This window comes from Veillonella sp. T34266-5 (assembly GCF_002959815.1).
Lineage (GTDB): Bacteria > Bacillota > Negativicutes > Veillonellales > Veillonellaceae > Veillonella > Veillonella atypica.
In genome coordinates this window covers 1-26,774 of sequence record NZ_PPCZ01000001.1, presented here as the reverse complement: position 1 = coordinate 26,774, position 26,774 = coordinate 1, and the positions used below count along the sequence as shown (strand labels likewise).

At 40.2% G+C, this 26,774-nt stretch carries 27 protein-coding genes; 3 read left to right on the top strand and 24 right to left on the bottom strand.

What is annotated here, in order from left to right; genetic code table 11:
* Positions 1 to 5: 5 nt before the first annotated feature.
* The 12 genes from VIHSUH07_RS00135 to relB form a co-directional block, all read right to left on the bottom strand.
* Positions 6 to 1,139 carry a trans-sulfuration enzyme family protein gene (locus VIHSUH07_RS00135; RefSeq protein ID WP_005382050.1) on the bottom strand — a complete coding sequence of 378 codons (1,134 nt, stop codon included), beginning with the start codon at positions 1,137 to 1,139 and terminating at the stop codon, positions 6 to 8.
* Positions 1,140 to 1,458: 319 nt separating this feature from the next.
* Entirely contained in the window at positions 1,459 to 2,085 is a 627-nt protein-coding gene (locus VIHSUH07_RS00130; RefSeq protein ID WP_105083456.1) for a DUF805 domain-containing protein, read from the bottom strand.
* Positions 2,086 to 2,262: 177 nt separating this feature from the next.
* Entirely contained in the window at positions 2,263 to 2,838 is a 576-nt protein-coding gene (locus VIHSUH07_RS00125; RefSeq protein WP_105083455.1) for a DUF805 domain-containing protein, read from the bottom strand.
* A 9-nt stretch (positions 2,839 to 2,847) separates the two neighbouring features.
* Complete coding sequence (locus VIHSUH07_RS00120) at positions 2,848 to 3,831, bottom strand: DUF805 domain-containing protein (protein ID WP_105083454.1); 984 nt, start codon at positions 3,829 to 3,831, stop codon at positions 2,848 to 2,850.
* 207 nt (positions 3,832 to 4,038) lie between these two features.
* The gene (trpA, locus tag VIHSUH07_RS00115) at positions 4,039 to 4,830 is read right to left on the bottom strand and encodes a tryptophan synthase subunit alpha (protein ID WP_005382019.1); all 792 of its coding nucleotides are present in this window, start codon (positions 4,828 to 4,830) and stop codon (positions 4,039 to 4,041) included.
* A complete protein-coding gene (gene trpB, locus VIHSUH07_RS00110; protein WP_005382017.1) occupies positions 4,823 to 6,016 on the bottom strand; it encodes a tryptophan synthase subunit beta in 1,194 nt (397 codons plus the stop codon). Before trpB ends, trpA begins: the two co-directional genes overlap by 8 nt.
* Before the next feature lie 5 nt (positions 6,017 to 6,021).
* Complete coding sequence (gene trpCF, locus VIHSUH07_RS00105; RefSeq protein WP_105083453.1) at positions 6,022 to 7,473, bottom strand: bifunctional indole-3-glycerol-phosphate synthase TrpC/phosphoribosylanthranilate isomerase TrpF; 1,452 nt, start codon at positions 7,471 to 7,473, stop codon at positions 6,022 to 6,024.
* A gap of 3 nt (positions 7,474 to 7,476) precedes the next feature.
* Positions 7,477 to 8,487 (bottom strand): anthranilate phosphoribosyltransferase, encoded by a 1,011-nt coding sequence (gene trpD, locus VIHSUH07_RS00100; RefSeq protein ID WP_105083452.1) that lies wholly within the window; start codon positions 8,485 to 8,487, stop codon positions 7,477 to 7,479.
* A gap of 507 nt (positions 8,488 to 8,994) precedes the next feature.
* Positions 8,995 to 9,561, bottom strand: coding sequence for an anthranilate synthase component II (locus VIHSUH07_RS00095; protein ID WP_105083451.1), 567 nt, complete (start codon positions 9,559 to 9,561; stop codon positions 8,995 to 8,997).
* Entirely contained in the window at positions 9,561 to 11,030 is a 1,470-nt protein-coding gene (locus VIHSUH07_RS00090) for an anthranilate synthase component I family protein (protein ID WP_105083450.1), read from the bottom strand. Before VIHSUH07_RS00090 ends, VIHSUH07_RS00095 begins: the two co-directional genes overlap by 1 nt.
* Positions 11,031 to 11,454: 424 nt before the next feature.
* Positions 11,455 to 11,718 (bottom strand): type II toxin-antitoxin system RelE family toxin, encoded by a 264-nt coding sequence (locus VIHSUH07_RS00085; protein WP_005375480.1) that lies wholly within the window; start codon positions 11,716 to 11,718, stop codon positions 11,455 to 11,457.
* A 3-nt stretch (positions 11,719 to 11,721) separates the two neighbouring features.
* Complete coding sequence (relB, locus tag VIHSUH07_RS00080) at positions 11,722 to 11,946, bottom strand: type II toxin-antitoxin system RelB family antitoxin (RefSeq protein WP_005375493.1); 225 nt, start codon at positions 11,944 to 11,946, stop codon at positions 11,722 to 11,724.
* Between the two features lie 182 nt (positions 11,947 to 12,128).
* Here relB and VIHSUH07_RS00075 point away from each other — a divergent pair, with 182 nt between their 5' ends.
* Positions 12,129 to 13,307 carry an MFS transporter gene (locus VIHSUH07_RS00075; RefSeq protein WP_105083449.1) on the top strand — a complete coding sequence of 393 codons (1,179 nt, stop codon included), beginning with the start codon at positions 12,129 to 12,131 and terminating at the stop codon, positions 13,305 to 13,307.
* Between the two features lie 78 nt (positions 13,308 to 13,385).
* On the opposite strand, the gene VIHSUH07_RS00070 is transcribed toward VIHSUH07_RS00075, so the two are convergent.
* Positions 13,386 to 14,630: a M20 family metallo-hydrolase gene (locus VIHSUH07_RS00070; protein ID WP_105083448.1), complete on the bottom strand. Its 1,245-nt coding sequence runs from the start codon at positions 14,628 to 14,630 to the stop codon at positions 13,386 to 13,388.
* A 156-nt stretch (positions 14,631 to 14,786) separates the two neighbouring features.
* Between VIHSUH07_RS00070 and VIHSUH07_RS00065 the strand changes: the two genes are divergently transcribed.
* Positions 14,787 to 14,975 (top strand): hypothetical protein, encoded by a 189-nt coding sequence (locus VIHSUH07_RS00065; protein WP_005375321.1) that lies wholly within the window; start codon positions 14,787 to 14,789, stop codon positions 14,973 to 14,975.
* On the top strand, positions 14,968 to 15,579 hold the full coding sequence (locus VIHSUH07_RS00060; protein WP_105083447.1) for a Fic/DOC family protein: 612 nt from the start codon (positions 14,968 to 14,970) through the stop codon (positions 15,577 to 15,579). Before VIHSUH07_RS00065 ends, VIHSUH07_RS00060 begins: the two co-directional genes overlap by 8 nt.
* 72 nt (positions 15,580 to 15,651) lie before the next feature.
* On the opposite strand, the gene VIHSUH07_RS00055 is transcribed toward VIHSUH07_RS00060, so the two are convergent.
* From VIHSUH07_RS00055 to tnpA, 11 genes are all read right to left on the bottom strand, one after another.
* On the bottom strand, positions 15,652 to 16,593 hold the full coding sequence (locus VIHSUH07_RS00055) for a DMT family transporter (RefSeq protein WP_105083446.1): 942 nt from the start codon (positions 16,591 to 16,593) through the stop codon (positions 15,652 to 15,654).
* A gap of 45 nt (positions 16,594 to 16,638) precedes the next feature.
* The gene (locus VIHSUH07_RS00050; protein WP_105083445.1) at positions 16,639 to 17,544 is read right to left on the bottom strand and encodes a DMT family transporter; all 906 of its coding nucleotides are present in this window, start codon (positions 17,542 to 17,544) and stop codon (positions 16,639 to 16,641) included.
* A 1-nt stretch (position 17,545) separates the two neighbouring features.
* The gene (locus VIHSUH07_RS00045) at positions 17,546 to 18,022 is read right to left on the bottom strand and encodes a YhcH/YjgK/YiaL family protein (protein WP_105083444.1); all 477 of its coding nucleotides are present in this window, start codon (positions 18,020 to 18,022) and stop codon (positions 17,546 to 17,548) included.
* Positions 18,023 to 18,313: 291 nt separating this feature from the next.
* Positions 18,314 to 20,380 (bottom strand): elongation factor G, encoded by a 2,067-nt coding sequence (gene fusA, locus VIHSUH07_RS00040; RefSeq protein WP_005375430.1) that lies wholly within the window; start codon positions 20,378 to 20,380, stop codon positions 18,314 to 18,316.
* Positions 20,381 to 20,503: 123 nt separating this feature from the next.
* The gene (locus VIHSUH07_RS00035) at positions 20,504 to 21,169 is read right to left on the bottom strand and encodes a hypothetical protein (protein WP_105083443.1); all 666 of its coding nucleotides are present in this window, start codon (positions 21,167 to 21,169) and stop codon (positions 20,504 to 20,506) included.
* A 121-nt stretch (positions 21,170 to 21,290) separates the two neighbouring features.
* Positions 21,291 to 22,427, bottom strand: a complete 1,137-nt coding sequence (gene hydE / locus VIHSUH07_RS00030; RefSeq protein WP_233187782.1) for a [FeFe] hydrogenase H-cluster radical SAM maturase HydE — start codon at positions 22,425 to 22,427, stop codon at positions 21,291 to 21,293.
* Positions 22,414 to 23,139, bottom strand: a complete 726-nt coding sequence (locus tag VIHSUH07_RS00025; protein ID WP_105083442.1) for a YaaA family protein — start codon at positions 23,137 to 23,139, stop codon at positions 22,414 to 22,416. Before VIHSUH07_RS00025 ends, hydE begins: the two co-directional genes overlap by 14 nt.
* Positions 23,117 to 23,728, bottom strand: coding sequence for a hypothetical protein (locus VIHSUH07_RS00020; RefSeq protein WP_105083441.1), 612 nt, complete (start codon positions 23,726 to 23,728; stop codon positions 23,117 to 23,119). The genes VIHSUH07_RS00025 and VIHSUH07_RS00020 overlap by 23 nt, the downstream gene beginning before the upstream one ends.
* Before the next feature lie 187 nt (positions 23,729 to 23,915).
* Positions 23,916 to 25,175, bottom strand: coding sequence for an Nramp family divalent metal transporter (locus VIHSUH07_RS00015; RefSeq protein ID WP_105083440.1), 1,260 nt, complete (start codon positions 25,173 to 25,175; stop codon positions 23,916 to 23,918).
* Positions 25,176 to 25,193: 18 nt separating this feature from the next.
* Positions 25,194 to 25,928 (bottom strand): hypothetical protein, encoded by a 735-nt coding sequence (locus tag VIHSUH07_RS00010; protein ID WP_038124634.1) that lies wholly within the window; start codon positions 25,926 to 25,928, stop codon positions 25,194 to 25,196.
* A 238-nt stretch (positions 25,929 to 26,166) separates the two neighbouring features.
* Positions 26,167 to 26,631, bottom strand: coding sequence for an IS200/IS605 family transposase (gene tnpA, locus VIHSUH07_RS00005; RefSeq protein WP_005375295.1), 465 nt, complete (start codon positions 26,629 to 26,631; stop codon positions 26,167 to 26,169).
* Positions 26,632 to 26,774: the final 143 nt, after the last annotated feature.

The following is a 26,774-nucleotide window of genomic DNA, read 5'->3' as shown; positions in this document are numbered from 1 at the left end:
TCCTTTTATTTATTGAAAGCTTGTGCTAAATCAGCAATCAAATCATCTGTATCTTCAATGCCAACGGACAAGCGCAACAATCGACGTGTAATCCCTTTGCGTTCCGCATCTTCAGGTTTTAAATCTGGATGTGTTTGTGTAACAGGATATGTTAACAAGGATTCGGTGCCGCCTAAACTTTCAGCAAATTGAATCAATTGAATACCTTCTAACACTTGTTTAGCGGTCTCTTCACTATCTACTTCAAAGGACAACATACCACCAAAGCCAGTAGTTTGAGATTTGTTCACTTCATAGCCTGGATGTTCTGGAAGTCCAGGGAATAATACCTTTGTTACCTTCGGTTCTTGTTTCAACCATTCTGCAAGAGCGATGGCATTCTTTTGATGTTGTTCCATACGGAGCGCCAAAGTTTTGATGCCACGAATGACAAGCCAGCTATCAAAGGCAGATAAACACGCCCCTACTGTCTTATAAATAAGGCGCAATTGAGCTGCCAATTCATCATCTTTTACAATGGTAAATCCAGAAATTACATCATGATGACCACCGATAAATTTAGTCCCACTATGGACAACAATATCTGCACCAAGATGTAATGGTTTTTGGAAATAAGGGCTTAAAAATGTATTATCTACAATAACAAGTGCATTACGGTCATGTGCCATTTTACTCAACGCACGTACATCGGTAATTTCCATCATCGGATTTGTAGGCGTTTCAATGTACACCGCTTTAGTGTTTGGTTTAAAAGCTGCTTGCACTGCATCAAGATCAGATGTACCTACATAGGTAAATTCGACACCATTCTTTTCGTAGATATTAGTAAATAATCGAATAGATCCACCATACAAATCATCCCCTAAAATAACATGGTCTCCAGGGGAAAACAAATGGAATACTGCATCAACAGCAGCCATCCCCGAAGAAAAAGCGATTGCATCAGTACCTTCTTCAAGGCCTGCAATTAATGTTTCAAGGCGATCACGAGTTGGGTTAGACTCACGTGTATATTGAAATCCTGTTGTTTCACCTAAACCAGGATGTGTAAATGTACTGGACATATAAATGGCTGGAGAGATTGCCCCTGTACTATCTGGTTTACCACTACCGTGGACGCATTTTGTATTAAACTTCATCGTATTGTCTCCTTATATATCTGATAAGATATGTTTCTATCTGCAAACTACAACCGTAGATAATATAATTCCTGTATTTAACTAGGAAATAATAATCCCACTTCGAAACTATAGTATAATAATATATCTATTATAAAAAGTACGCTGTGCTTAGTCAATTAAAAAGGCTTGTCATATAGCTGAATACGTCTATTAAGTCATATGTATTTTGAATGACTTGTCATAACTTTTAGTTTACATACAATAAAGGTCTGTGAAAATGCAATTTTGCTCATTTTCACAGACCTTCTACTTTAATCCTGATTCTCTATACATATATTCAATTTGCTAACATCCAATCCACTAGTAACCATAATACAACTAATACCACTATAAGTACTATAGTCAATGGTGTAGATGGCGTAGCATCAATAAATCCATATTTATGTGCCATTTGTTTTGTAATGACTTCCACCCCTGTTGGATTGCCAAAACGATTAGTCACTGTCTTTCCTGGCAATGCCATCAATATGAGTACTGCAGGAATCCCTACAAACGGGATAAGTGCTAATAGGACAGGCCATCCGGACCAACCAAGATCATGTAAACGTCGAACAGCAACGGCTACACCTGGTATGATAAATCCAATGGACAAAATAAAAAGGACTACCAAGCCTAGTCCAACGCCCGTTGTACCCGATACGGGGGTTACACAGCTAATAGCAGCACATATAAATAATATAATGGCTATAATTAATTGGTACACAAGCATAAAATGCCAGTATTCACTGCGACTAGCACGGCCCTCAAAATCCGCATATTTATGAACTACACAGTATTTAAAATTCTCTATAAAACCCAATTCATAGGCATCAAGTGGCAATGGAATATTTTTCATATGCCCACAATAAGGACAATATCGCTCTGAACTAGGTATTCTTTGTCCACACTTTGGACAAGCACGCATGCCGAACCTCTTTCTACAATATGATTTACATAATATTAGTATCTAATTCGAATTATTTAGTTTCATCTATTATTCATTTTACAATATTTTTCAATATAGTCAATAAAACCACATTTAAACTTTCATAAATTTTTCATATAAAAAACCTCGTCTTACTAATAGTAAAACGAGGTTATATTAGAACATGCCTCTAGCATTAAAGGATACCCATGCACTTTCAACAAACTGCTGAGTAAAAATCCAAACGTATAAAATAATAGCCACCGCACCCATCAAAATATCTTCTCTTACAGTAGGCGTATGCTCTAGGCCTAACTGTCGCTCCATAACAGGCGTAACAGCCGTATACCCTGTTTTTTCCCCATACGCATTCATGGATACATCCCCTTTTTTCACAAGATTAGATAAGAGCACAAAGATACCAACAATAGGAATAAATACTAAAAGAAATGTTAATCCACTCTTTCCAACATCATGCAATCGACGACAGGTAATAGCAAGACTAGGTAGAAAAAATACGAGCTGTAGTATGACGAGTAGCACCATTGCATAATCACTGCCAGCTGAGGTATTACCGAGCACCATATCTACGATAAGACCGAAACCAGCTAGCCCGTCTAAAATGATTTCGCGGCACACCATAAAGCGCCAAAATTCACTGCGACTAGTACGGTCAGAGAAGGTGACATATTGTTTAAAGCCACGTTTGAGAGCATCCATATAACTAACATCATATATCATATTCTGATTCATAGGCCCTCCTTATCTATCTTCATATTTTTGATCGTATGGCACAATCGCCTCAATTCGCCACGTATCATGCTCATATATCATCTTGACGAACATTTGATTAGGATAGGCTTTATCTGTGAAAGTCAGCTCAAAGGAAATATGATCTACATCGTCATCATCTCTCAACACGCCTTGTAAGTGGAGCGAAGATATTTGACGATTATGAGTAGCTTTAACAGATTTAATCCATTGATCATAGGTGCCATATTTTTCACGTTCTCGATGAGCCAACAAACGATATGCCTCTTGATATTGTTCCTTATTAAGATATGTATAATAATTTATTACAACCTGTTTAGCAGATTCAACAGCTGTACTACTACCTAAGGTCTTTTGTGCCATAATCATAAACGCACCAGGTTGCATCTGTAAATACGCATCGATTTCCTTATCTGCAGCAGAGGAAAAACTATATATCCCAATCCCCCAGCTAACAATAGTAAGGAAAACAGCAGCAATAATACTTATTTTCCCATATGATGTATGAGATGCATTGCTTAATATACCTAGGTTTTGCGGATTATCCACCGCGTTATCGCTAAATAAATCTATTTCTTCAAAGGATTCAACTGAGCTTTCAATAATAGGGTGTTTCTTTGTACCTCGCAGAAATAATACGATAACAATTAGAATGCCTATATAGGGAATAAACCCTAATAGCAAAAGCCATTCGCTATTATTTGTATCATGTAAGCGACGTACCATAGCACCCAAATTAGGCAATGTAAGGGCCATAATCGAAATAAACCACAGCGCAAAAACTATGCCTATTGTATATATAAATAGGGCACTATGAAGAGACAGTAAACCTAGCACGGCTAAGCAAACACCAACAATCAAATGTTCAACGAGCATAAATCGCCAAAATGCGCCCCGAGAAATGGTGCCAGAAAAATCACAATACCGATCTATAATATTATCTTTTATTGTATCAATTACTAATTGTCGTATCATTAAACATCCTTTTTCTCAAACGATATATCTGAATTCATGATACCAAATATCATATGTATTCTACAATGAGCAAAAAATCTCACATAAAAATAAGACCTATCAACAGAGCTTGACTCTACTATATTATATCAACATAGATGTAATATGGTACATTCGCCCTAGATAGGTCTTATTTCTATATTGCCTATATATTATATAACAACTATATTATGCACCAGCCTTTAAAACGGCTTGTTTCATAGATTGTACGTAATCAAACAATGCTTGATCTGCATTTTCCCCATGTTCAGCAATGATTTTAACAATAGCGGAACCTACGATAGCACCATCGGATACACGCGCCATAGCTTCTGCTTGTTCAGGTTTGGAAATACCGAAGCCAACGGCTACAGGAATATCTGTGTATTTACGAATGGTTTCAACGATGGATTTAATATCCGTCTTGATTTCGCTACGCATACCGGTAACGCCCAAGGACGATACACAATACACGAAACCTTCCGCTTCTTTTGCGATCATTTCGATACGATTTTCAGATGTTGGGGCAATCAAGGATACTACTTCAACACCATGTTTATGAGCAATTGTTCCAAGTTCACCTTTTTCTTCAAACGGCATATCCGGCACAATAACGCCAGAGATACCCACCTCTTCGCAGAGGGTAAAGAATTTTTCACGACCGAATACATAGATAGGATTCAAATAGGTCATGAATACGAGTGGCACTGTCACCGCATCATCACCAGTACGCAAACGGCGTACCATATCGAAGATATCGTGAATTTTTACACCTGTAGACAATGCACGCGTGCTTGCCTCTTGGATAACTGGGCCTTCCGCTGTCGGGTCCGAGAACGGAATACCGATTTCTACCATATCAGCGCCAGCTTTCACCATGATGCGAATATACCGTTCCGTGTTCTCAATACCATGATCACCAGCACTAATAAATGGGATGAATGCCTTGCCCTTTGTGAAAGCGTCTTTAATTTTACTCATGAAGATCCACCCCTCTGTATTTCGCCATAGCCGCAACGTCCTTATCGCCACGACCAGATAAACAAATAATAATGATATCGTCCTTACTCATTGTAGGAGCAATTTTACGCGCATGTGCCACCGCATGAGCACTTTCAATAGCAGGAATAATTCCTTCTAAGCGGGATAGGTATTCAAACGCATCTACTGCTTCATCATCTGTAACAGGTACGTATTCAGCACGACCACTGTCGCGCAAGTACGCATGTTCAGGTCCGATACCAGGATAATCAAGGCCTGCAGAAATGGAATATACCGGTGCAATTTGACCATCTTCATCTTGGCAGAAGTAGGATTTCATGCCGTGGAAGATACCTACTGTACCATTTGCCATCGTAGCAGCATTCATATCCGTATCTACGCCATGGCCAGCTGCTTCACAACCAATGAGGCGTACACCTTCATCAGGAATGAAGTTATAGAACATCCCCATCGCATTGGATCCGCCACCAACACAGGCCATAACAGCTGTTGGCAATTTACCTTCCGCTTCGAGAATTTGTTCACGCGCTTCACGGCTGATGATGGATTGGAAATCGCGAACAATCATAGGGAATGGATGCGCGCCCATAACGGAGCCCAACACATAGTGTGTATCGGACATACGATTTGTCCATTCGCGCATAGCTTCGGATACAGCATCTTTCAATGTACTAGTACCTGTTGTTACAGGATGTACCTTTGCGCCCAACAATTCCATGCGATATACGTTGAGCGCTTGGCGTTCACAATCCTCAGCACCCATGAATACTTCACATTCCATGCCCATCAATGCGGCTACCGTAGCTGTTGCTACACCATGTTGACCAGCCCCAGTTTCAGCAATTACACGTGTTTTGCCCATCCGTTTTGCCAATAGCATTTGACCGATTACGTTATTCAATTTGTGAGAACCAGTATGGTTTAAATCTTCCCGTTTCAGATAAATTTTGGCACCACCAAGATCTTTTGTCATGCGGTCTGCATAATACAAAAGGGATGGGCGACCTGTATATTTTTTATGTAAATCCTCAAGTTCGCGCACGAACTCTGGATCATCTTTGTACTTATTGTACGCTTCTTCCAATTCGATGACTGCATTCATCAATGTTTCTGGCATAAATTGACCACCGAAGGCGCCAAAATAGCCATGTCTTTGTTCACTCATATAACTTACCTTCCTATACTCTTCACAATCTTGGTGAAAGCTGTAATCTTCTCATCGTCCTTCACACCATTTGTTTCAATGCCACTGCTAATATCAATACCATATGGGCGAACGGTGCGAATCGCACGCGCCACATTCGTAGAATCGATACCACCAGCCAACATGAATGGACGTTCAAAAGCATCTAAAGAGGACCAGTCGAATACTTCTCCTGTACCGCCCCTCTCGTCTTTATGATATGCATCAAAGAGAAGCATATCTGCACTGCTATCGATCCACTTCTCTACATCTGCCGCACTTCGGATTTGGACCGCCTTCCAAACCTCTACATTAGTACGTTCTTTTAAGGATTGGATGAAAGCTTCATCTTCATCGCCATGCAATTGCACAGCATCAAGATTGGCTTCATTAGCAATGGTAACGAGGTTGTCTACTGTTTCATTTACGAAAACACCGACAGTTTTTATTGTATCATTCTTATCATGTTCTGTATCTGAGCCATATTTTTTGGCATATCCTCTGTGTAGTTCTTCAACTAATATTTTAGCTTGGTCAACAGTAACTTGTCGTTTGCTCGGTGCAAATACCAACCCCATATAATCTGGCTTTGCCTCCACTACAGCAGGAATTGTTTCAACCTTGGAGATGCCACACATCTTAACCTTTGGCGTATAGTAGGTCGGACCATAGAGATATGCCAACTTTTCCACTTTGTTAGGAGAACGCATAAAGGTTTCCCCCATCAAGGCGACGCCGATATTGTTATCCCGCAATACTTGTATATCCTCTGGCGTTTCAAGACCACTTTCAGATACGAAGATTACATCATCTTGAACGAGATTACGCAAGCGCACACTATTTTGTACGTCTACCGTAAAGTCTTTCAAATTACGGTTATTAACACCAATAATGCGTGCCCCACAATCGATGGCCATTTGTACTTCTTTTTCGTCATGAGCCTCTACCAAGGAAGACAAGCCAAGAGAGTCCGCTAACTCACGGAACTTAGTCAATGTTGGTACATCGAGGCATGCACAGATTAATAGGATTGCACTAGCTCCCCATACCTTTGCTTGGTAGATTTGGTACTCATCGATGATGAAGTCCTTACGAAGTACAGGGATTTTAACAGTACTTGCAATTTCTTGCAAATATTTTTTATCACCTTTAAAGAAGTCTGGCTCCGTCAAAACAGAGATAGCCGCAGCACCAGCCACTTCATATTCTTTGGCGATGTCTAAATAGGGAAAGTGCTCAGCAATAATTCCCTTAGACGGAGATGCCTTCTTTACTTCGCAAATGAAGTTAAAGTCTTGTTGACGAAGAGCTGCTTCAAAAGGAAATCCTGTATCAGATGGTAACGCCAACGCCGTTGCTTTTACAGCCTCAGGTGATTCCACATGTTTTTCTTGGGCTACCCGAATTTTGGTAGCCTCTACAATCGTGTCTACAATCAATGGTTATACCTCTTGTGTGGCTTTCACAAACTGTTCCAGTGTAGCAAGAGCCTTGCCAGAGTCGATCATATGTTTTGCCTCTTCAATGCCCTCTGCTAATGTAATACCATCTTTTGCAAGATAAATCGCCATACCAGCGTTGAGAAGAACGGCTGTGCGTTTGCCACCTTGCTCACCACCGAGAACGCGGCGTGTAATCTCAGCGTTTACAGTAGTATCGCCACCTTCGAGTTCAGTTTTATTAGCGTATTCGAAACCATATTCTTTAGGATCGAATTCGTAGCTTGTGAAAGTACCATTATTAATTTCGCATACGTACGTTTTGTTAGTAGCTGTAATTTCATCAAGGCCGTCAAAGCCGTGTACTACAGCACCACGTTTAACGCCAAGGTTAGCCAATACGCGAGCCAATGGTTCTACTAAAGATTTGTCGTAAACACCCATCAGTTCCACAGTAGCACCTGCTGGGTTCGCTAAAGGGCCTAGGATGTTGAACACAGTACGAACACCTAACGCTTTACGTACAGGGCCTGCATATTTCATAGCTTGGTGATATACAGGAGCAAACATGAAGCACATATTGGCTTTATTGAGAACTGCCTCGTTTTGTTCACCATTAAGCTCTAATTTAGCGCCTAATGCTTCAATTAAATCAGCAGCACCACATTTACTGGATACACTGCGGTTACCATGTTTTGCTACAGGAATACCTGCGGCAGAAATGATAAAACCAGATGTAGTAGAAATGTTGAACGTATTCGCTTCGTCGCCACCAGTACCTACAATTTCAACTACTGTTTGCTCGTGCGGAACAGAACCAGCCTTTTCACGCATAACCTCAGCAAAAGCTGTAACCTCATCTACAGTAGGGCCTTTTGCTGCTAGAGCACATAAAAAACCAGCCATAGGGACTTCGGCTACATCTCCGCTCATAATCTTGTTCATTGTATCTTTTGCAAGGTCGTAGGATAAATCTTGACCATGGGTTACTTTATATAATGCTTCTTGGATCATTTATAACTCCTTACTTGTTGTTCATTTTGCTTCTGTTCAACGGTAATAGGGCATAGACTCTCATTCATATCGCTTGTGGATTCACAGGGACCTATTCCCTCCACCGGCCGGGTCTGACTTTGGCCTGCGGCCTTCGCAGGGCCAAAGTCGGGACTAGAACCCTGTGAATCCACAATAACACTACGACATTTAGTCCTCTATATGCCCTACTACCTGCTTACACTGCCATCAAAATGAACAACAATTAAATATTTAAAAATGTTTCTGCGGCGCTGGGAAGGAAAACGGCGATGCCGTTTTCTTACTTTTGCGTTTAAGGAAACAAATGATTCGCAATTTTTATTAAAAGTGGTCATAGGACCGGATTTGGATTTAAATAAAGATGAAGTCGAGATGGTGGTCCTAAAACGACTTTGGCCCTGTCCCGCAGGGACAGATCTGGCCGGTGGAGGCTTTAGGGCCTCCATCTCGACTACAAATGTATATAAGACAATACCGGTCCTGGTACTACTTAGATAAGAAATTGCGAATCATTTGTTCCCCATTTGGTGTCATGATGGATTCCGGATGGAATTGCACGCCGTAGATTGGGTAGTCTTTGTGTTCTACGCTCATTACTTCGCCGTCGTCTGTAATGGATGTAACGATGAGTTCGCTTGGCATGGTTTCGTCAATGATCGCCAAGGAATGGTAACGTGCTACTTCGAATTGTTCAGGTACATCTTTCAGGATTTTGGATGGGTGTACTTGTTTGGCTACGCTTTGTTTGCCGTGCATAACTTTTTTTGCGTAGGAAACGGTGCCGCCGAATACTTCGCCGATGGCTTGGTGACCAAGGCATACGCCGAGGATTGGGAATTCGCCTTTGCATTCACGCAATAGGTCTTCGTATACGCCCGCATCAGCTGGTCTACCAGGTCCTGGTGAAAGTATCACATAGTCTGGTTTCAACGCGCGGATTTCTTCAACGGTTAATTCATCGCTGCGGATGACTTTAATGTCTGGATCGATAGAGCCTACTAATTGGTATAAATTGAAGGAAAAGCTATCGTAATTATCTATAAGGAGTACCATTATTCTACCTCCTGTGCGTCTGTAATTGCGGAAATCATGGATTGGCCTTTGATCAAGGTTTCGTTATATTCACTAGCAGGAACGCTATCGCGAACGATACCTGCGCCGGCGCGAACATAGACCTTACCGCCTTTATTCATAGCCATACGGATGCCGATACATACGTCCATGTTACCGGAGAAATCGATGTAACCTACAGCGCCGCCGTATACACCGCGCGGGCTTTTTTCAAGTTCGTGTAAAATCTCGATAGCACGAATTTTAGGAGCCCCGGACAATGTACCTGCTGGCAATGTAGCACCGATGGCATCGAGAGCATCTTTACCGTCTTGAATATCACCGCTTACAGTAGATGTAATGTGAATTACGTGGGAGAAACGTTGCAACATGTGTAACGCCTCTACTTGTACGGAACCGAATTTAGCAATTTTACCTAAGTCGTTACGGCCAAGGTCAACGAGCATGTTATGTTCAGCCAACTCTTTTTCGTCATTAATGAGTTTTTCCTCAATAGCGAGGTCCTCTGCTTCGGTTTTACCGCGGCGCATAGTACCTGCAATTGGGAAGGTGTACATTTTACCATCCGTCAATTTTACCAATGTTTCTGGAGAAGCACCTGTAAGCTCTACATCGCCACCAGATAGGTAGAACATATATGGAGATGGATTCAACGTACGCAATACGCGGTACGCATTTAACAAGCTACCATCGAACTCAGCTTCACGGCGGTTAGATACAACGCATTGGAAGATATCCCCTTCCTTAATGTAATGCTGTGTCTTTTTAACAACTGCTTCAAACTCATCCTTTGTAAACTCAGAGGTAAACTCTGTTTTAAGAATACCTTTTGGAACATCTGCCTCTTTACCGTTTACTACGAGATCAGCTAATGCTTTTAACTCAAGCTCAGCCTTGTTGTAGTTGCGTTCCAAATCGTTTGTACTGATATTAGCAATCAAGTAGATTTTATTTTTGTAATGGTCAAAGGCGATTACCTTATCAAATAGCATAAGGTCTACATCGTTGACCATGGCGGAGTCATCGTCTGGTGTTGGAAAATCCAATGTTGGCTCGATGTAGCGAATGTATTCGCAAGCAAAGTACCCTACAAAGCCACCTGTAAAGGTTGGTAGCTCTTCTAAGCGAGGGCTTTTATATTGGCTCAAAATATTGCGAATTTCTGCAGCTGGGTCAGAGCATTCAAAAGTACGTGTTGTACCGTCTTTGATAGTCATTTTATGGTTTTTGCAAAAGAGCTCAATCTTAGGATCGTAGCCTAAGAAGGAGTAACGGCCCCAATGATTACTATTATCCGCACTTTCAAGCAAGTACGTATGACTACTCACTTGTTTTAACGCTTTCAACACACTAATCGGTGTGCGTACGTCGGATAAAATTTCCATATATACAGGCACGATATCGTAGCCCGGTGCGATAGCTTTCACACGGTCAAGACTAGGGAAAATCATGAGAACCTCCATCTGGCATTTTCCAATAAAAAAACTCGCCCATGACAATATAACGTCAAGGACGAGTCTATAGTTCTATTATTACAATATGATTGTATGTGCTATAAATCGCGGTACCACCTTGTTTGAATGCAGTGCATTCCCCTTTCGCAGGATACTAACATATCCCTCACGACTAACGCTCGTGTGACGTCGCACCATACTAGGAATGAAAATTCATTCTGTTCCATGCGCCCTCGGTGGTCCATTTAATAAGCTGCGTACTACGGGTTCTCAGCTAATCCCGCTCTCTGTGAGTGCATTTCCTATTTTTATCTCCACCTCATCGGTTTCTTTCAGGCGAGTATAAAATTATAATCTGATTATAATGTTTCTATAGAATGAAAGTCAAGAAAAATCTCAACTAACATTATAATTTCTAAACTTATTTGTAGATTTCTTTCCTATGTGCTACTTCAAATAAAAAGATAACAAGTTTATCATCTTGAATATCTGCAAAAAGCCGATAATCCCCTACACGATAGCGCCAAACACCTTTAAGATTGCCTTTTAATGGTTTTCCATGTATTCTCGGATCAACACAATCAACAAGGTTCTTAACAACCCAGTTTTTTATAACTCGTACTACCGGTTTATCTAACTTCTTCAATTCTTTTAATGCCGAATCAGTAAATATAACCTCGTACATGTTCTATACCCCCAGTTCTTTCCAAACTTCCTCATGGGAGTAGTGTTTTTCTTTATTAATCCGATTACGAGCCCTCAAAATACGCTTTTCATCTAGTGCTAAGTCATCTTCAATTTTATCAAACACGACTTGTCTAATGAACGATGAAATATTTAAGTTATGTGCGGCTAAATAGGTTTGTAATAGTTTTTCTTCATCTGAACTAATACGTAATGAAATCGTTGCCATATGCTCACCTCCAAAATCATAGTATTAAATTAATTCTATCCACTCTCTTTAATCCGTATTACTTGTATTACAATTATATCTGATTATATATTATTTTTCTAATATTTATAATGCATAACAACCTATATCACGTTATACTATAAATTACATACTAGTATTCATTTATCGATTTAGGAGATTTTATGGAAACGTGGAAACGAACGGTATACATCAGTTTAGTCTGTGTATTCTGTACATCCTTTGGGGTTAGCCAATTAGGTCCAATTCTTCCCCTCTATTTTCATGATCTAGGTGTCAACACGCCAGAAGGGATGTCCTTATGGTCTGGCTTAGCTACAGGGATTACATTTCTTATTGTTTGCTTGGCTGCACCATTTTGGGGCCGTCTTGCCGATAGAAAAGGGCGCAAAATTACATTAATTCGTTCTAGCTTTGGTATGGCTCTCTGTAATGTATTAATCGCCTTTCAAACAACGCCAGAAGGGGTTGTTTTAATTCGATTAATCCAAGGTTTAGTCAGTGGTTTTTACTCGGCAAGCATTACATTAATTGCCTCAGAATCACCAATTGAACGGACTGGCTGGGCTTTAGGTCTATTGGCATCGGCCAATCTAGCAGGATCGCTCACTGGACCGTTATTAGGCGGATACATTGCAGATACTGTAGGTATTCGCAATGATTTTATCATCGTCGGCATCCTCATGGGCTTAGCAGGTGTATTAGCCACGGCATTCATCCATGAAAACTATGTACCAAAGCCTAATATAGAAAAACTTTCTATTAGTAAATTAAAGGAACAAATTCCTGAATTTAGTAGTATCGTAGCACTATGTGTGGCCTCCTTTATCTATGCTATCTGCATCATGTCCTTACAACCTGTTATCTCCGTATATATTAAGGGCATTGTACCGAGCAACACCGAGAATTTAGCATTTATTGCAGGCGCTGTGTTCTCTGCTATGGGGATTGCTCAACTTATGAGTAGTTCACCTCTTGGGAAACTCGTCGATAAGGTAGGACCACGTAAGGTACTCGTAGTATCGCTTATCTATGTAGGTTTATTCAATATTCCTCAAGCATATGTTACAGACGTTTACCAACTAGCGCTCATTAGATTCCTACAAGGCTTTGGTTTAGGTGGTATGCTTCCTGCATTGAATACATATCTATCCTCCAAAACACCTAGAGAATTTACGGGACAGGTTTTCTCCTACAATCAATCTTGTTTATTCTTTGGCTACTTCCTTGGTGCTATCGGTGGCTCTAGTCTTATGGCTCTACTAGGTTTCACTACACTATTCTGGGTAAGTGGTGGATTATTCATCCTCAGTGCCCTATGGATTGCCTTTAAACTAAAATAAAATACTATAATAAAAACCTTCAACCTATGGTAATAGATGTTATCCATACATCTAGCATCATTGTTGAAGGTTTTTATATTAATCTAAGGCATTGCCAACTAGACTTATATTCTTTATGACATTTTCTAATACTTCCGCTCCAGCTACTATATCATCCATAGCAGCGAACTCTGCTGAATTATGACTGATTCCATCACGACAAGGAATAAATATCATTCCGGTAGGCGCCACCTCAGCCCAATGCATCGCATCATGGCCGGCTCCGCTAGGCATAATCATATATTCTAACTGTAGAGATGTAACGGCTCTTTCAATCTCCTTAACCATAAGCGGATGCATAGATACTGGATGGTCCTTTGAAATAGGCTCAATAGTATAAGATAGACCTCTTTTTTCTGCAATAACATCGATTAATTCTTTAATAAGAAATACTACAGAATCTCGAGCTACCTTTGAAATACTTCGAATGTCTACACCTAGTTTTACAGCTCCAGGGATCACATTCATAGCACCAGGCACAACTTCGGCAATACCAACAGTACCTACCACAGGTGGTTCCTCTTGCATCGATGTTACCTCTTCAATACCGAGGATAATTTTTGAGGCCCCACACAATGCATCATGACGTAAATTCATCGGCGTAGCGCCACTATGATCTGCATTACCACGAATGGTTACATAAAACCGTTCCGGTCCGGCAATACCAGATACAATGCCAATCTGTTTCTGTTCATGTTCTAACACTTTACCTTGTTCAATATGTATTTCTATGAAAGCTTTCACAGGCCTTTTATATGCCATACTTTCAATAGCATCAGGATTCAAATTACGACCTTTCAATACATCGTATAAGGTTATACCTTGTGTATCGACTAATCGATGCAAATCATTTAATGTCAATTTGCCACGCATAGCCTTACTCCCCAAAGTAGCGGCGCCAAATCGACTAGACTCTTCACACATAAAATCTACTACTGCAATGGTATGTTCCTGTTCAAAACCATCGTCTATCATGCTACGCACTGCTTCAATGGCTGATAAAACGCCAACTACACCATCATAATTACCGCCATTAGGTACACTATCTGTATGAGATCCAACCATTACAACTGGCAAATCAGGATTTGTACCAACCTTATAACCGATAACATTACCAAATCCATCTATCTCTACATCAAGGCCCGCATCATTCATGCAATCTATAATATATTGACGCCCTTCCCAATCTGCATCGCTGAAAGCAAGGCGATTAACGCCTTCTCCAAGCCCAGTCAACTGTGCTATAGCATCAAAATCTTTTTGTAAACGTTCTTTTAGTATCATATATAACCTCATATACTAAATAACATCATATAACTTATTATTCCTCTCTATACATTAACTATAGGAATAGATATGTAAATAGTCAACCAAGCAGGGCTATGTATACAAAATCAAAAGCTTAACTATGGTATAATAATAGTATTAAAGGAGGTTCCTATGACGTTAAATGTAAGCAAAGAAAAACTCACTATTTTAGATGTACAATTTGATAACTTCGAAGACTTTGATGCAGTTTGGTATGCCATAGGTTCATCTATGATTGAGGACTTTAAACCTACTACTGAATCAGTTCTAGAATTAAAAAACTACGTTGTAAATAGAAGGAAGGAACTACAAATTGGCTAAAAACCAATACGAGGGTTACCAATATATAGATTTAGATAATTTCTATACCTATAAAAACTCAACGGTTTTAATAAATAAACAAAATATTCTAGACCCTAAATCAGCCAAAAATAACGAACATCTACACGTATCAAAGCGGCTTGCAGATTTATACATACAGCCTATTTTAGTATATTCCACTGATGATATACAAAAAATTCATAAATATCTTTTCCAAGACGTTTATTCTTGGGCAGGACAATATAGAAGAGTTAATATATCTAAAAGTGGAAATCCTTTTATGTCGATTCAATCATTTAACTCTGCCGCGGAATATATAAACGATTTGCTCAATACATATCATCAAAAGGCCAACACAAAAGAATGTATTATTCGCTCACTGGCTAAAATTTTAGATTCGCTAAACTTCTTTCACCCCTTCAGAGAAGGGAATGGTCGAACACAACGCGAAGTAATTCGAACGCTTGCCATATCGAAAGGGTATCGAGCACAAATCCGTGTTGCCGATAATGACATCATATATAATACCTACATGAACGGTACGGTATATGGAGACTTACAAAAACTAGAGAATTTATTTGAATTAATATTAGAAAAAATATAATATATTATAGCAATAACAATAAAACACATATGTCACGATGATTAACTATCGAGCATATGTGTTTTTCTATGTCTACATTATCTCTTTCTTATTCAATTTCTCTAACACTTCTCGTTTGATTTGTCGTTGTCTATCCCAGGCAATGATGAACACTGTGGCGATGATACAAATCATACCAAAGATGCCCACTAAAGTGAATTCATTGCCTAAAAGGGCCCATCCAAATAATGCGGCCGATATTGGTTCTAAAGATGAAAGAATCGATCCTTGTACGGCACCGATGCGACGTACACCTTCGATATACGCATTAAAGGATACAACTGTACCAAGTATAATGATTGTAAATAACCCAACCAAAGTCATGCCATCCCAAATGGCTTCTGATGCCACTTGACGGAATACGATACACACCAAAATGCCAGATATAAACATCCCAAAGCCAACGATGGATGATGTACTGTATTTTTTTAATAGTTCAACAGGTTCCAATGTGTAAACACAAATACTAGCCGCAGAAATGAGGCCCCAAAACAAAGCATCCCCATTAAATGCAGATAGATTTAGCCCCTTTTGCATGATAATACACACCGTACCAATCATAGCGAGGGCCACACAGTATAATTCTGGTAAGGATGGCTTTTTAAAATATCGTATAAACAGATAAATAATCAACATCGTAGGAGCCACATATTGAAGAACAGTAGCCACACCTACACCCGAAATAGCGATAGCTTTAAAGTACGAGTACTGTGCCAACGCAATGCCCAATAAACCGAATATGAGGAGTTTACCAAAGTCTTTTGGATTTTTAAATATATCAAAAATGCGTATCCCATCCTTCATATAGGCGAGTAGAATTGTTAATAAACCTGCTACAAGTAACCGCACTTCTAAGAGCCACTCTACATTTAAATGCTTTGCATTTTCGAGGAACTGCACCGATGTACCTGAAAGCCCCCAAAATAGTGCCCCCATAATAGCAAGGCCCATGCCTATCCACTGTTTTTCTTCCATACAACCTCCGCATAAGGATTGATTACTATTACAAAGAGTTTATCATTAAGATGATTGACCTCGTTTTTCTAAGGCAATGATGATAACAGTTGCAATAATCATGGCCATCCCTAAGATACCAACCCAATTAAATTGATTACCTAACAAAGCCCATCCAAAGAAAGCTGCTGAAATCGGCTCAATCGATGACAAAATAGATCCTGAGACAGCACCAATACGTTTAACCCCTTCAAGGTACGCATTAAAGGACACGATGGTGCCAAGAAAGACTACATTAAAACAGCCTACCACAGTCCATACATCCCACGTCGCATACGAATGAGGTTGCTGGAAAAGGACCGCTGCCACGAGACCACTGAGGAGCATACCAAAGCCTACAATAGGAATTGTCCCGTAGGTAGCTAATAATCGCACTGGGGAAACACTATATACGGCTACGCCCACGGCAGATAATAAGCCCCAGAACAACACGTCACTACGAAAGCTTTCAAAAGAAAAACCATTATTCCCCATCAAGCAAATAGTGCCTGCTAAAGCTAGGATAACTGAAATGATTTCTCCTGTAGAAGGCCGTTTGCCATAACGCATCAGCAAATAAATGATAATCATAGACGGCGCCAAATATTGCAGCACCGTCGCAATGCCCGCACCGGCGATGACGATGGAACGGAAATAGGTATATTGGCACAGGGCCATACCAAATACGCCGAATATGACGAGTCCTAATGTATCTCGCCAATTACGGAATACATTAAAAATAGCACTGCCTTGACGAATCCATCCATATAGAACGGTTAAAAGGCCGGCCGTAATAAGACGCATCGTCAAAAGCCATTCTAGGTTCATATTGCGGAAATTACCTACGAATTGAACGGATGTGCCTGACACGCCCCATAAGGTGGCGCCTAATAATGTTAATATAATACCGATAATTTCATATCGTTTCATCATGTTACTCACCTAATAGAGACACATGCACCTTTACAACAACCTTGCGAATTTTTATAGGCTTATCGTCAACGGCTAAAAGAGGACGATGAATATCCGATGGGAAAAATACCGTATAATACCCTTCTGGACAGTGGATGTGTCCTTCATCGACAGATTCATTAGGATAGAAATAGCAATCTCGTTCAGGATAAGATTCAATCGGTTTTACACGACCACGATCTACAAAAAAGCCCATATTCTCTTCACCCTTTACCATAAACTGTATATCTATATAATTTTTATGAGATTCTGGTTTTGTAGTTTCAAACAATTTTGTTTCCACATCATCCACATTGGCATACATCATATCACCTTCGATAGCATGACGACCTCCTGGCAATGCTTGTAAATCAGTGTTTTTTAAGAAATCAAGAGCTCGAATGATGGCTGCGGGATAGCCCATTTTTGTATAATCTGCATGTATACTGGAGAAAAACATAACTATATCCTTTCTATAGGAACCATACTGCATAGACATACTATACTAAAATACAATAGTAATACGATCTTTATACCTCTATCGTAGCACATAAAAAGCTTAGCTTCCACATAGGATTATATAAACACAAACCCTCCATACGCTACATATATGGAGGGTCCGTAAAATACTATTCAGTTTTATGACTTACGTCAAGACTGTTATACATATGAAGTTGTCTATGAAATTGTATATGTAGTTGTTACTTACATGTTAATTCATATTAGAATTAACTACGTGGACAATTTTATATTACTCTTTTTCCTTAAAAGCAGCGATAATCTCATCGGCTTGCTTATGAGGAACCTCTTCATAACTATAGAACTGACGATTAAATACGCCTTGTCCTTGTGTCATAGAGCGCAAAACAGTAACATAATCTGACATTTCTGCCAACGGTACTTGCGCTTTAACAACAGATATACCAGTTCTTTCACTTTGTTCCATGCCTAATACACGACCTCGACGACTATTTAAATCGCCCATGATATCACCCATGAAAGCATCGGGTGCAAACACGTTAACTTCATAGATTGGTTCTAATAGGACTGGTTTCGCCTTTGGAATTACATCCTTGATAGCCTGTGACGTAGCTACTTTAAATGCTAACTCTGAGGAGTCTACACTATGGTAAGATCCATCCAAGAGTGTCACTTGCACGCCAATCATAGGATATCCCGCAATTAAGCCTTTTTCTAGGGTTTCTCTGGCACCCTTTTCCACTGCTGGTATATATTGTCTTGGTACAGCACCACCAAAAATCTTGTCTACAAAGGCAAATTCTTGACCATCATATAATGGATCAACTTGAATTTTAACATGTCCATATTGACCATGACCGCCACTTTGTTTTTTATATTTCGATTCTGTTTCTGCAGATCCTTTAATTGTTTCACGGTATGGAATATATGGTGTTACAAGTTTCGCTTGTACGCCGTATTTACGGTCCATCTTGTTAAGGATATGTTCTAAGTGCACTTCGCCCATGCAGTCAATTTGCAATTGGCGAGCTTCCGGATTTTTCACAACTACACAAGTTGGATCTTCTTCGGCTACTTTTAACACAGCACTAGCTAATTTTTCCTCTTCACCTTTTTTCACGGCTTCCATAGCTACGGTATATAAAGGTTGAGGGAAACGGATCGCATCGTACTTCACCTTAAAATCAGGAGCTGTTAAGGTATCGCCTGTTTTTGCATTAGCTAATTTCGGTATCACTACGATATCGCCAGCTTTTGCGGCAGTCACTGGAATTTGTTGCTTCCCGATAAGGGTAACCATCTTATTCCATTTTTCCTCAGTTCCTTGATTAACGTTGAACAGCTTATCACCTTCTTTGAGTTCACCAGAGAAGATGCGTACAAAGCTTTGTTTGCCTGCGAATGGGTCAAGCAAGGTTTTAAACACGAATGCGGTTAGGGGTTTATCCACATGCACTACAACTGGTTCACCAGTGTCTGCTGATTCAGCAGTCATCACTTTTTTTGCTGCATCTGGCATATACCGAATCATTCTGTCTAATACTTGATCTAAGCCAATACGGGATGTGGCGCTGCCACACATGATTGGACACACACGGCCTGTAATCATCCCTTCGCGTAGACCTTGGCGAATTTCTTCTAATGAAAGTTCTTCGCCTTCTAAATATTTTTCCAACAATTCATCGCTACCTTCAGCCGCGGCCTCTACGGTCATTTCCCGTATTTCTTGGGCCTTTTCGATAAGATGAGCCGGTACAGCAATCTCTGTTGGTTGGCCGTCTTTGTAAGTAAACGCAGTCATTTTGGCTACGTCTATAACGCCTTCAAAATTGGCACCTTCGCCAATTGGAATTTGGAGTGGCATAATTGCCTTGCCAAATAGTTCACGCATACGTTCAATAGTACCGAAGAAATCAGCACCATCAACGTCCATTTTATTGATAAATGCCATACGTGGCATTTGTAATTCAACAGCATAATCCCACGCGCGCACCGTATCTGTTTCAACGCCAGTCGTTGCAGATAATACCATTAACATGCCATCACAAGCACGCAATGCGGCACGAACTTCGCCATGGAATTCATTGTAACCCGGTGTATCGATAAAGTTAACCTTATGGTCATGCCATTCACAAGGGGCCATACCCAATTGAATCGTTACATTCCGTTTAATCTCTTCTGGCTCAAAGTCCATAATATGTTTGTTATCTTGACCACGGCCAACAAAATCAACAGCACCAGAGGTTAATAACAAGGATTCTACTAAAGCCGTTTTCCCCGCCCCATCGTGGGACACCACAGCTACATTACGAATCTGATCACTACTATATTCTTTCATCGGAATCGCCTCCTTATGTGAAACTTTGAGTTCTTGATATATGATTTCGACGTAATACTATAAAAATCCTCTTTTTCCGAAAAAATATTTATCGAAAAAAGAGGATTTTTTATAATAATGAAATTATCGGCCTACCAAGGCTGCACAGCCACCAAAAAGAGCCATGAAAATAAGCGAAATAATGACGAAGATAACAAATGTTACGATACCGGCAATGAATACTTGCATCTTAGTCAACGTAGTTTGTCTTGCCATCAATTCAAGGCCTACCCACACGGATAAGACAAAAATTGCTAGAGAGCCTAAATTAGAAATAAGCTTGGATAATGTAGAGCTACCAAATAGGCCACCGAAGATAGCCATGAGAATAAAAACAATTGTATACACACAAGTACATAATAATACTTCATAACCTTGTAGATACCATTGGACCTTCATAACAGACTGTACATCGTCAGTACCGCCCATTTTTACAGCCACCCAGTTAAATACATAGGACCCAACAGCCACCATGACAAAGGACCAAATGATACTAGCAATATAGGCTAGAATAAAGAAGAAGCCTACGCCAGCCCCAAGGAGCATGCCCATAGCAGAAAATTCGCTTCTAGGAAGTAATGGAAGCAACAAGGCTCCAAACAAGCCAATCAAGATATAAGGAATTGCCCATAAGAGTGCTGTCCCTAAGAAGCCCTTTTTCAACGTACCATACTGTACGACTTGATCGATACCGCCCTTAAATGGTTGAGTCAATAGATTCCAAAAATCAGAATACCATTTTGTTTCCATAAAATCACCTCATATAATAAAACAAAATAAACTATGTTCTTATTATATATGGATTTTATTTATCTTTCTACATAAATATAACAATTATAAACAATTTAATCGATAATTTATGTCAGTATGATTAAAACGACCCAGTCCGCTTACCGTAATGCTTGGAATCCCCATTTTGCTTCCACCCAACGGTATCACCAATGGACATAACGCGACGCGTCAAGCAATCTTTACATTTATCTGCATTATCATCCACGCATGGTTTATTATCATATAACAAATATTTGGCACGATGTTCTGGGATTGTAATGATAGGCATCAAAATATTGGCACCTGCAGCGAGCCCCTTTTCACGACCTAGTGGATCTAATGCTTGTAACGCTGTAGTAGCTGCAATATTTACGTCTTTCAAGAATAAACGTGCCAACGCAATCATCTTTAGGCCCAATTGAATGCGGCGCAATTTACCTACTTCGTCATCGATTCCCATCGCTAATGCTTCTTGGCCTAGCGGCGTATCGTGATGTACCACATATGGTCCCATGCCGATCATATCGATATCCATATCACGGTAGAACAAGATATCGTTCACAAGGTCTTCCTCTGTTTGCCCAGGCAGACCGATCATAACGCCTGTACCCACTTGAAATCCTACACGACGCAAACGGCGTAGACATTCAACTCGAGTTTCAAAAGAATGTAGTTCATCGCGAGGATGAATTTTGTGATATAATTCTTTATTCGTCGTTTCAATGCGCAATAGGTAACGGCTAGCACCGGCTTCACGCATACGACGGTACGCTTCTTCACTTTGCTCCCCTACGCACATCGTAATGCCAAGAGAACCATCGCCGATGGCTTTGATGTCGCGGATTAGATCTACCACATAATCAACGAATACGTCATCACAGCGTTCCCCAGATTGAAGCGTAATAGAACCATATTCATGGTCATAGGCCCACTGCGCCATTTTGATGATATCTTCACGATTCATATCAAAACGTTCCGTCTTATCATTTTCGCGGCGAATACCGCAGTAATTACAGTTTTTAATACATCGGTTCGAGAACTCGATGAGGCCACGATAGTATGCCACAGGTTGTACATATTTCGCCTTCACTTCGTAAGCCTTTTTATAGATTAACTGCAACTGTTCTTCATCAGTTACAGACATGAGAAATCTTAGCTCATCCTCTGTCAGCCATTCATCGCCAACAAGGTCTTTTGCGAGAATATCTTGCACTTGCAAACAATCACTTCCTTTCATAACGAACCGTCATCGATTCGCTTGGTATGGTAATGGACTCAATATCTGTAACGCACATAAATCCATTAATTTCGCGTGGTAAATCTCGCACATGCTTCACTTGGTTCGTTAAACATGCATGCGCCATCATACCACGACTCATTTTGGAGGACGTACTCATCTGTTTATATGTATCGCCTCGTAATTCCCAAAATTCAACGGTTACCACCTTTGGATGATTCACCATTTTTGCATATTCTTTAGACGCCAAATTTAGGATCCAATCTTCCTTGTGAAAGTATGCATCCACCGCTTCACGCCAAGTTTCATATAGATTAATGCCCACCTTATCGACCATATCCAGCCGATAATCTCTAACGCCCATCGTAGGCTCTACAACGCCGTATAACGCAGACATTATAACGAGGTGATTTTTGCCAAAGTTCTTAGCCTCATCAGATAGTCCTGTCCAATCCAAGTATTTAAAAGCAATACCATCGTAGCTTTCACAAGCAAAACCTACAGGATGAGACTCAAACTCTTGATAGAAATCAAAGAGCACCTGCGCCTTATCTTCCTTTAGTTTTAAGGCCTTGCCAAGTGCTGCTGCATCGAGAGATTGTACATGTTTTACAATTTCTTGAGTAATATGAGGCTGAAATTGACCATCACGGACCGCAATTTCAGTATCAGGAATCGTTTTTGTCTTACTAGGAGAGAGGACGATTTTCATGGGATAATTCCGCCTTGATACTTTCCTCTGTCAAATTGTCGATAAGATCCGGGTTCCACAACATGAGTGGGACTGCCACAACGTGACTTGCTTTCATCTCTTTACATAATTTAACGCATTCCGCCAAATAAGGAGATTCATTATCGTGAATATCACAAATGATAACTACATGGCGTCCCTTAAGATTAACCCCTTCGTAATCGATGCTTTCACCAGACACGGTAAGCAAACCGGTTTCCAAACGGCCTTCACTCATATCATTTACGCGAGACATTAAAATATGCTCAAGCATAGTGGATACCGGTGTTACAACAGGTCCTGTGCCTACGAGGGCCTCTGGTTGAGCATGAACGATAACGGTTTTCTTGCGTTTGTCCGTTCTAAACTCCATAAGTGCATGTTCTAATGCGGAGAAGAACACAAATAATTGCCAAGGGTCTAGAGATCCTGTTTGGAACATATCGATAATAGCGCCATCCTCTTCAATGTTAAGACGCGCTAATAATTCTTCTGCAATGTCGCGAACAACCTCTTTATAATCAGATTGTAATGGTGCATTTAATTCATTCATATCTTTTTCTGTTGCCATGAAATCCTCCCAAAAACATATATAAACTGCTATAGTAGCAAATTAAATTCTATTCTTTATTGTACCATATTTCACAGGCTTATACGTTACTACAACTACATTTCATAAATCTATTTGGTTCTAGTTCTAAACAAAATAAAATACCGCCTATTTCTGTGAAAGCTTTCACAAAAACAAGCGGTATATATTAGCCTATAACTAATAAGTAAATATTCATCAATGTTACGATAATACCAATGCCCCAAAGAATAATCCCCGTAAATCGGCGGTTCGTATAAACGCCCATAACACGACGACTACTCGTCATATATAGTTGTAAGAATATGGTAATCGGCAACTGTAAACTCAAGAACATTTGTGAAACGAGCAAGGCTTGAAAGGAATCCGTAATAAACAGGATCAATAATAGTGCAGGAATATATGTTAACCCTAATCCTAAACGACTATGAAAGTCCTTCATATCATAGAACTCGCCAAACATGCCGGCAAATATGCTCGCCCCAGCCATACCAGCTGTCGCCGATGATGCAAGGCCGGCAAACAGCAAGGCCAATGCAAAGATGGTACCTGCAGCAGGTCCAATTAAAGGTCTCAATAATTCCTCAGCCTGTTCTAATTCGGTAACAGCAATGCCATGACTAAAAAATACGGCCGCCGCTAGTATAATCATGGCGGAGTTAATCATCCAACCAATGCCCATAGATAATAATGTATCTACGAATTCATATCGCAACTGGCGATGCATAATCTCCTTATCTTGTCGATTAAACTGACGACTTTGGATGACCTCGGAGTGCAAAAACAAATTATGAGGCATAACAACAGCCCCTAAAATGCTCAAGATAACGAGCATCGATTCATTAGGTATGCTCGGATTGACCCAGCCAATACCCGCTGCAGCCCAATTAACATCGACCATATTGACCTCCACAAGGTAGGCCAATGCGATAAGGGATACAAACCCGGCTATGATACGTTCTAATTTACTATAGGAGTTTGTAATGAGCATAATTGTACATACGATAGCCGTCAACACGCTACCGATAACGAGAGGGATACCAAAGAGCATCTTTAATGCAATAGCAGCACCAATAAACTCCGCCAGCGCCGTGGCTACGGCCGCAATCCCTGCCGTACTAAGCACCGTACGAGACAACCATTTTGGTAAGAATTCATAAGCACATTCTGCTAAACATTGCCCCCGCACAATCCCCAAATGGGCCACATTATGCTGCAATAAGATGAGCATAAGCGTAGATAGTGTTACAACCCATAGCAATTCATACCCATAACTAGCACCTGCTGCTAAGTTGGCAGCCCAGTTGCCAGGATCGATAAATCCGACGGTTACAATAATACCGGGTCCGATATACTTAAATACTTCACTAACATGTTGTTTGCCATTCTGATGGACGGTAAACAACTTATTTTTAAAAAAATTAGTCATGTTGTTCCCTTACAGGGATTATAGAGTGAACGTCATTTCTGTTTGTACACGCGCATCTGCTTTAGATTTTCCATTCTTGGAACCTGTATAGCGAATACGAACATCACCGTTAGTCTTTACACGAGAGTCATCAATTTTGAATTTCTTCATTTTTTCCTTAATTTGTTCATCTGTTAAGGCCCGTTCTTTAGGTTTTGCTACTTCATCAGTGGCCGCATCGAGAGATTCCTGTTGTTTTTCGGATACCTTAACATCTTTACCAGATTTCTCAACTCGTTTTTTATCTAATTTTTGACGGCGTTCTTCGGTGATTTTCTTGTCTCGTTCAATGCGATAATCCATGACATCACGCATGTTTTCTTGGTAGATACGCAACGCAAATTGACGATCATTGTCGTTCATTTGTTCCCGTTTTTCCACAACTTCATCAAGTAACGGCATCAACTCATCCTTTGTATAGCTAGTGCTATCATCGAATGTAAATCCGTGTGTATCTGTAATGGCCCCATGTTTTACCAGCGTCTTTAACGCTTTGTATGTCCAATCATTTGGTGTAATAAGGCTAGCGCTACCAGGATGTGCAGCAGATACGACTTTTACATCATCAGTACTCATACCATCTACCACAGGACGGGCACTAGGAATTGCAAAGTCTTCCGCATGAGCCACACCGAAGAATGCCACGAAGCAAAGGGTCCCAATACTAAGGGCGCGACGAATCATCGACAAATGACGTGTATATTGTGTATTCATAAAAGTCTCCTTAAATTAAATTTTATACAATTCATTATAAGCAATCAGATATGAATACGTCAACTCTATCCCCATTCCTTACACTGTATGGTTAATCATAACCACCCGTAGAACGGGTGGTTTGCTCTGACCCTATAAGGGTCTTTCTCTAGTGGTGGCCCTCTAAAGAGGGCATTGAATGATCTGACAACCACTCTATTACCACTGGCTGCCCCCTACTCGGGGGCTTTTATTTTGCCTATTTTACTGGCTCACCCGTAAACGGGTCGGTGTATTCTTTAAAGTTTAATGTATCTTGCGCTATATCCTCTTGTAGTTGATTGCGAATATACTCTTTTATCGCTCCTTCATATCGTCCTACCGTATCCACATAATATCCTCTACACCAGAAATGTCTATTTCCATACTTATATTTTAAATTTGCGTGTTTATCGAATATCATGAGGCTACTTTTGCTTTTTAAATATCCCATAAAACTTGATACACTTAAATGTGGTGGAATAGTTACTAGCATATGAATATGATCCGGACAGCATTCTGCCTCTATAATCTCTACATTTTTTCTATTACATAAATCTCTTAAAATTTTACCTACATCAGCTTTTATCCGACCATAAATTATTTGTCTTCTATACTTTGGTGCAAAAACAATATGATATTTACATCTCCATTTACTATGTGATAAGCTTTTTACGTCATTCATTGACATTGAACCTCCTATGTTGAAATGTTGTGGTTGCCAGACCAACTTTATTTTACCACTAGGAGGTTCTTTCCTTTTCTCTAAGAATTTTTTACCGACCCCCAGTTTAACTGGGGGTTTAGTCATGCCTATTCGGCGCACAA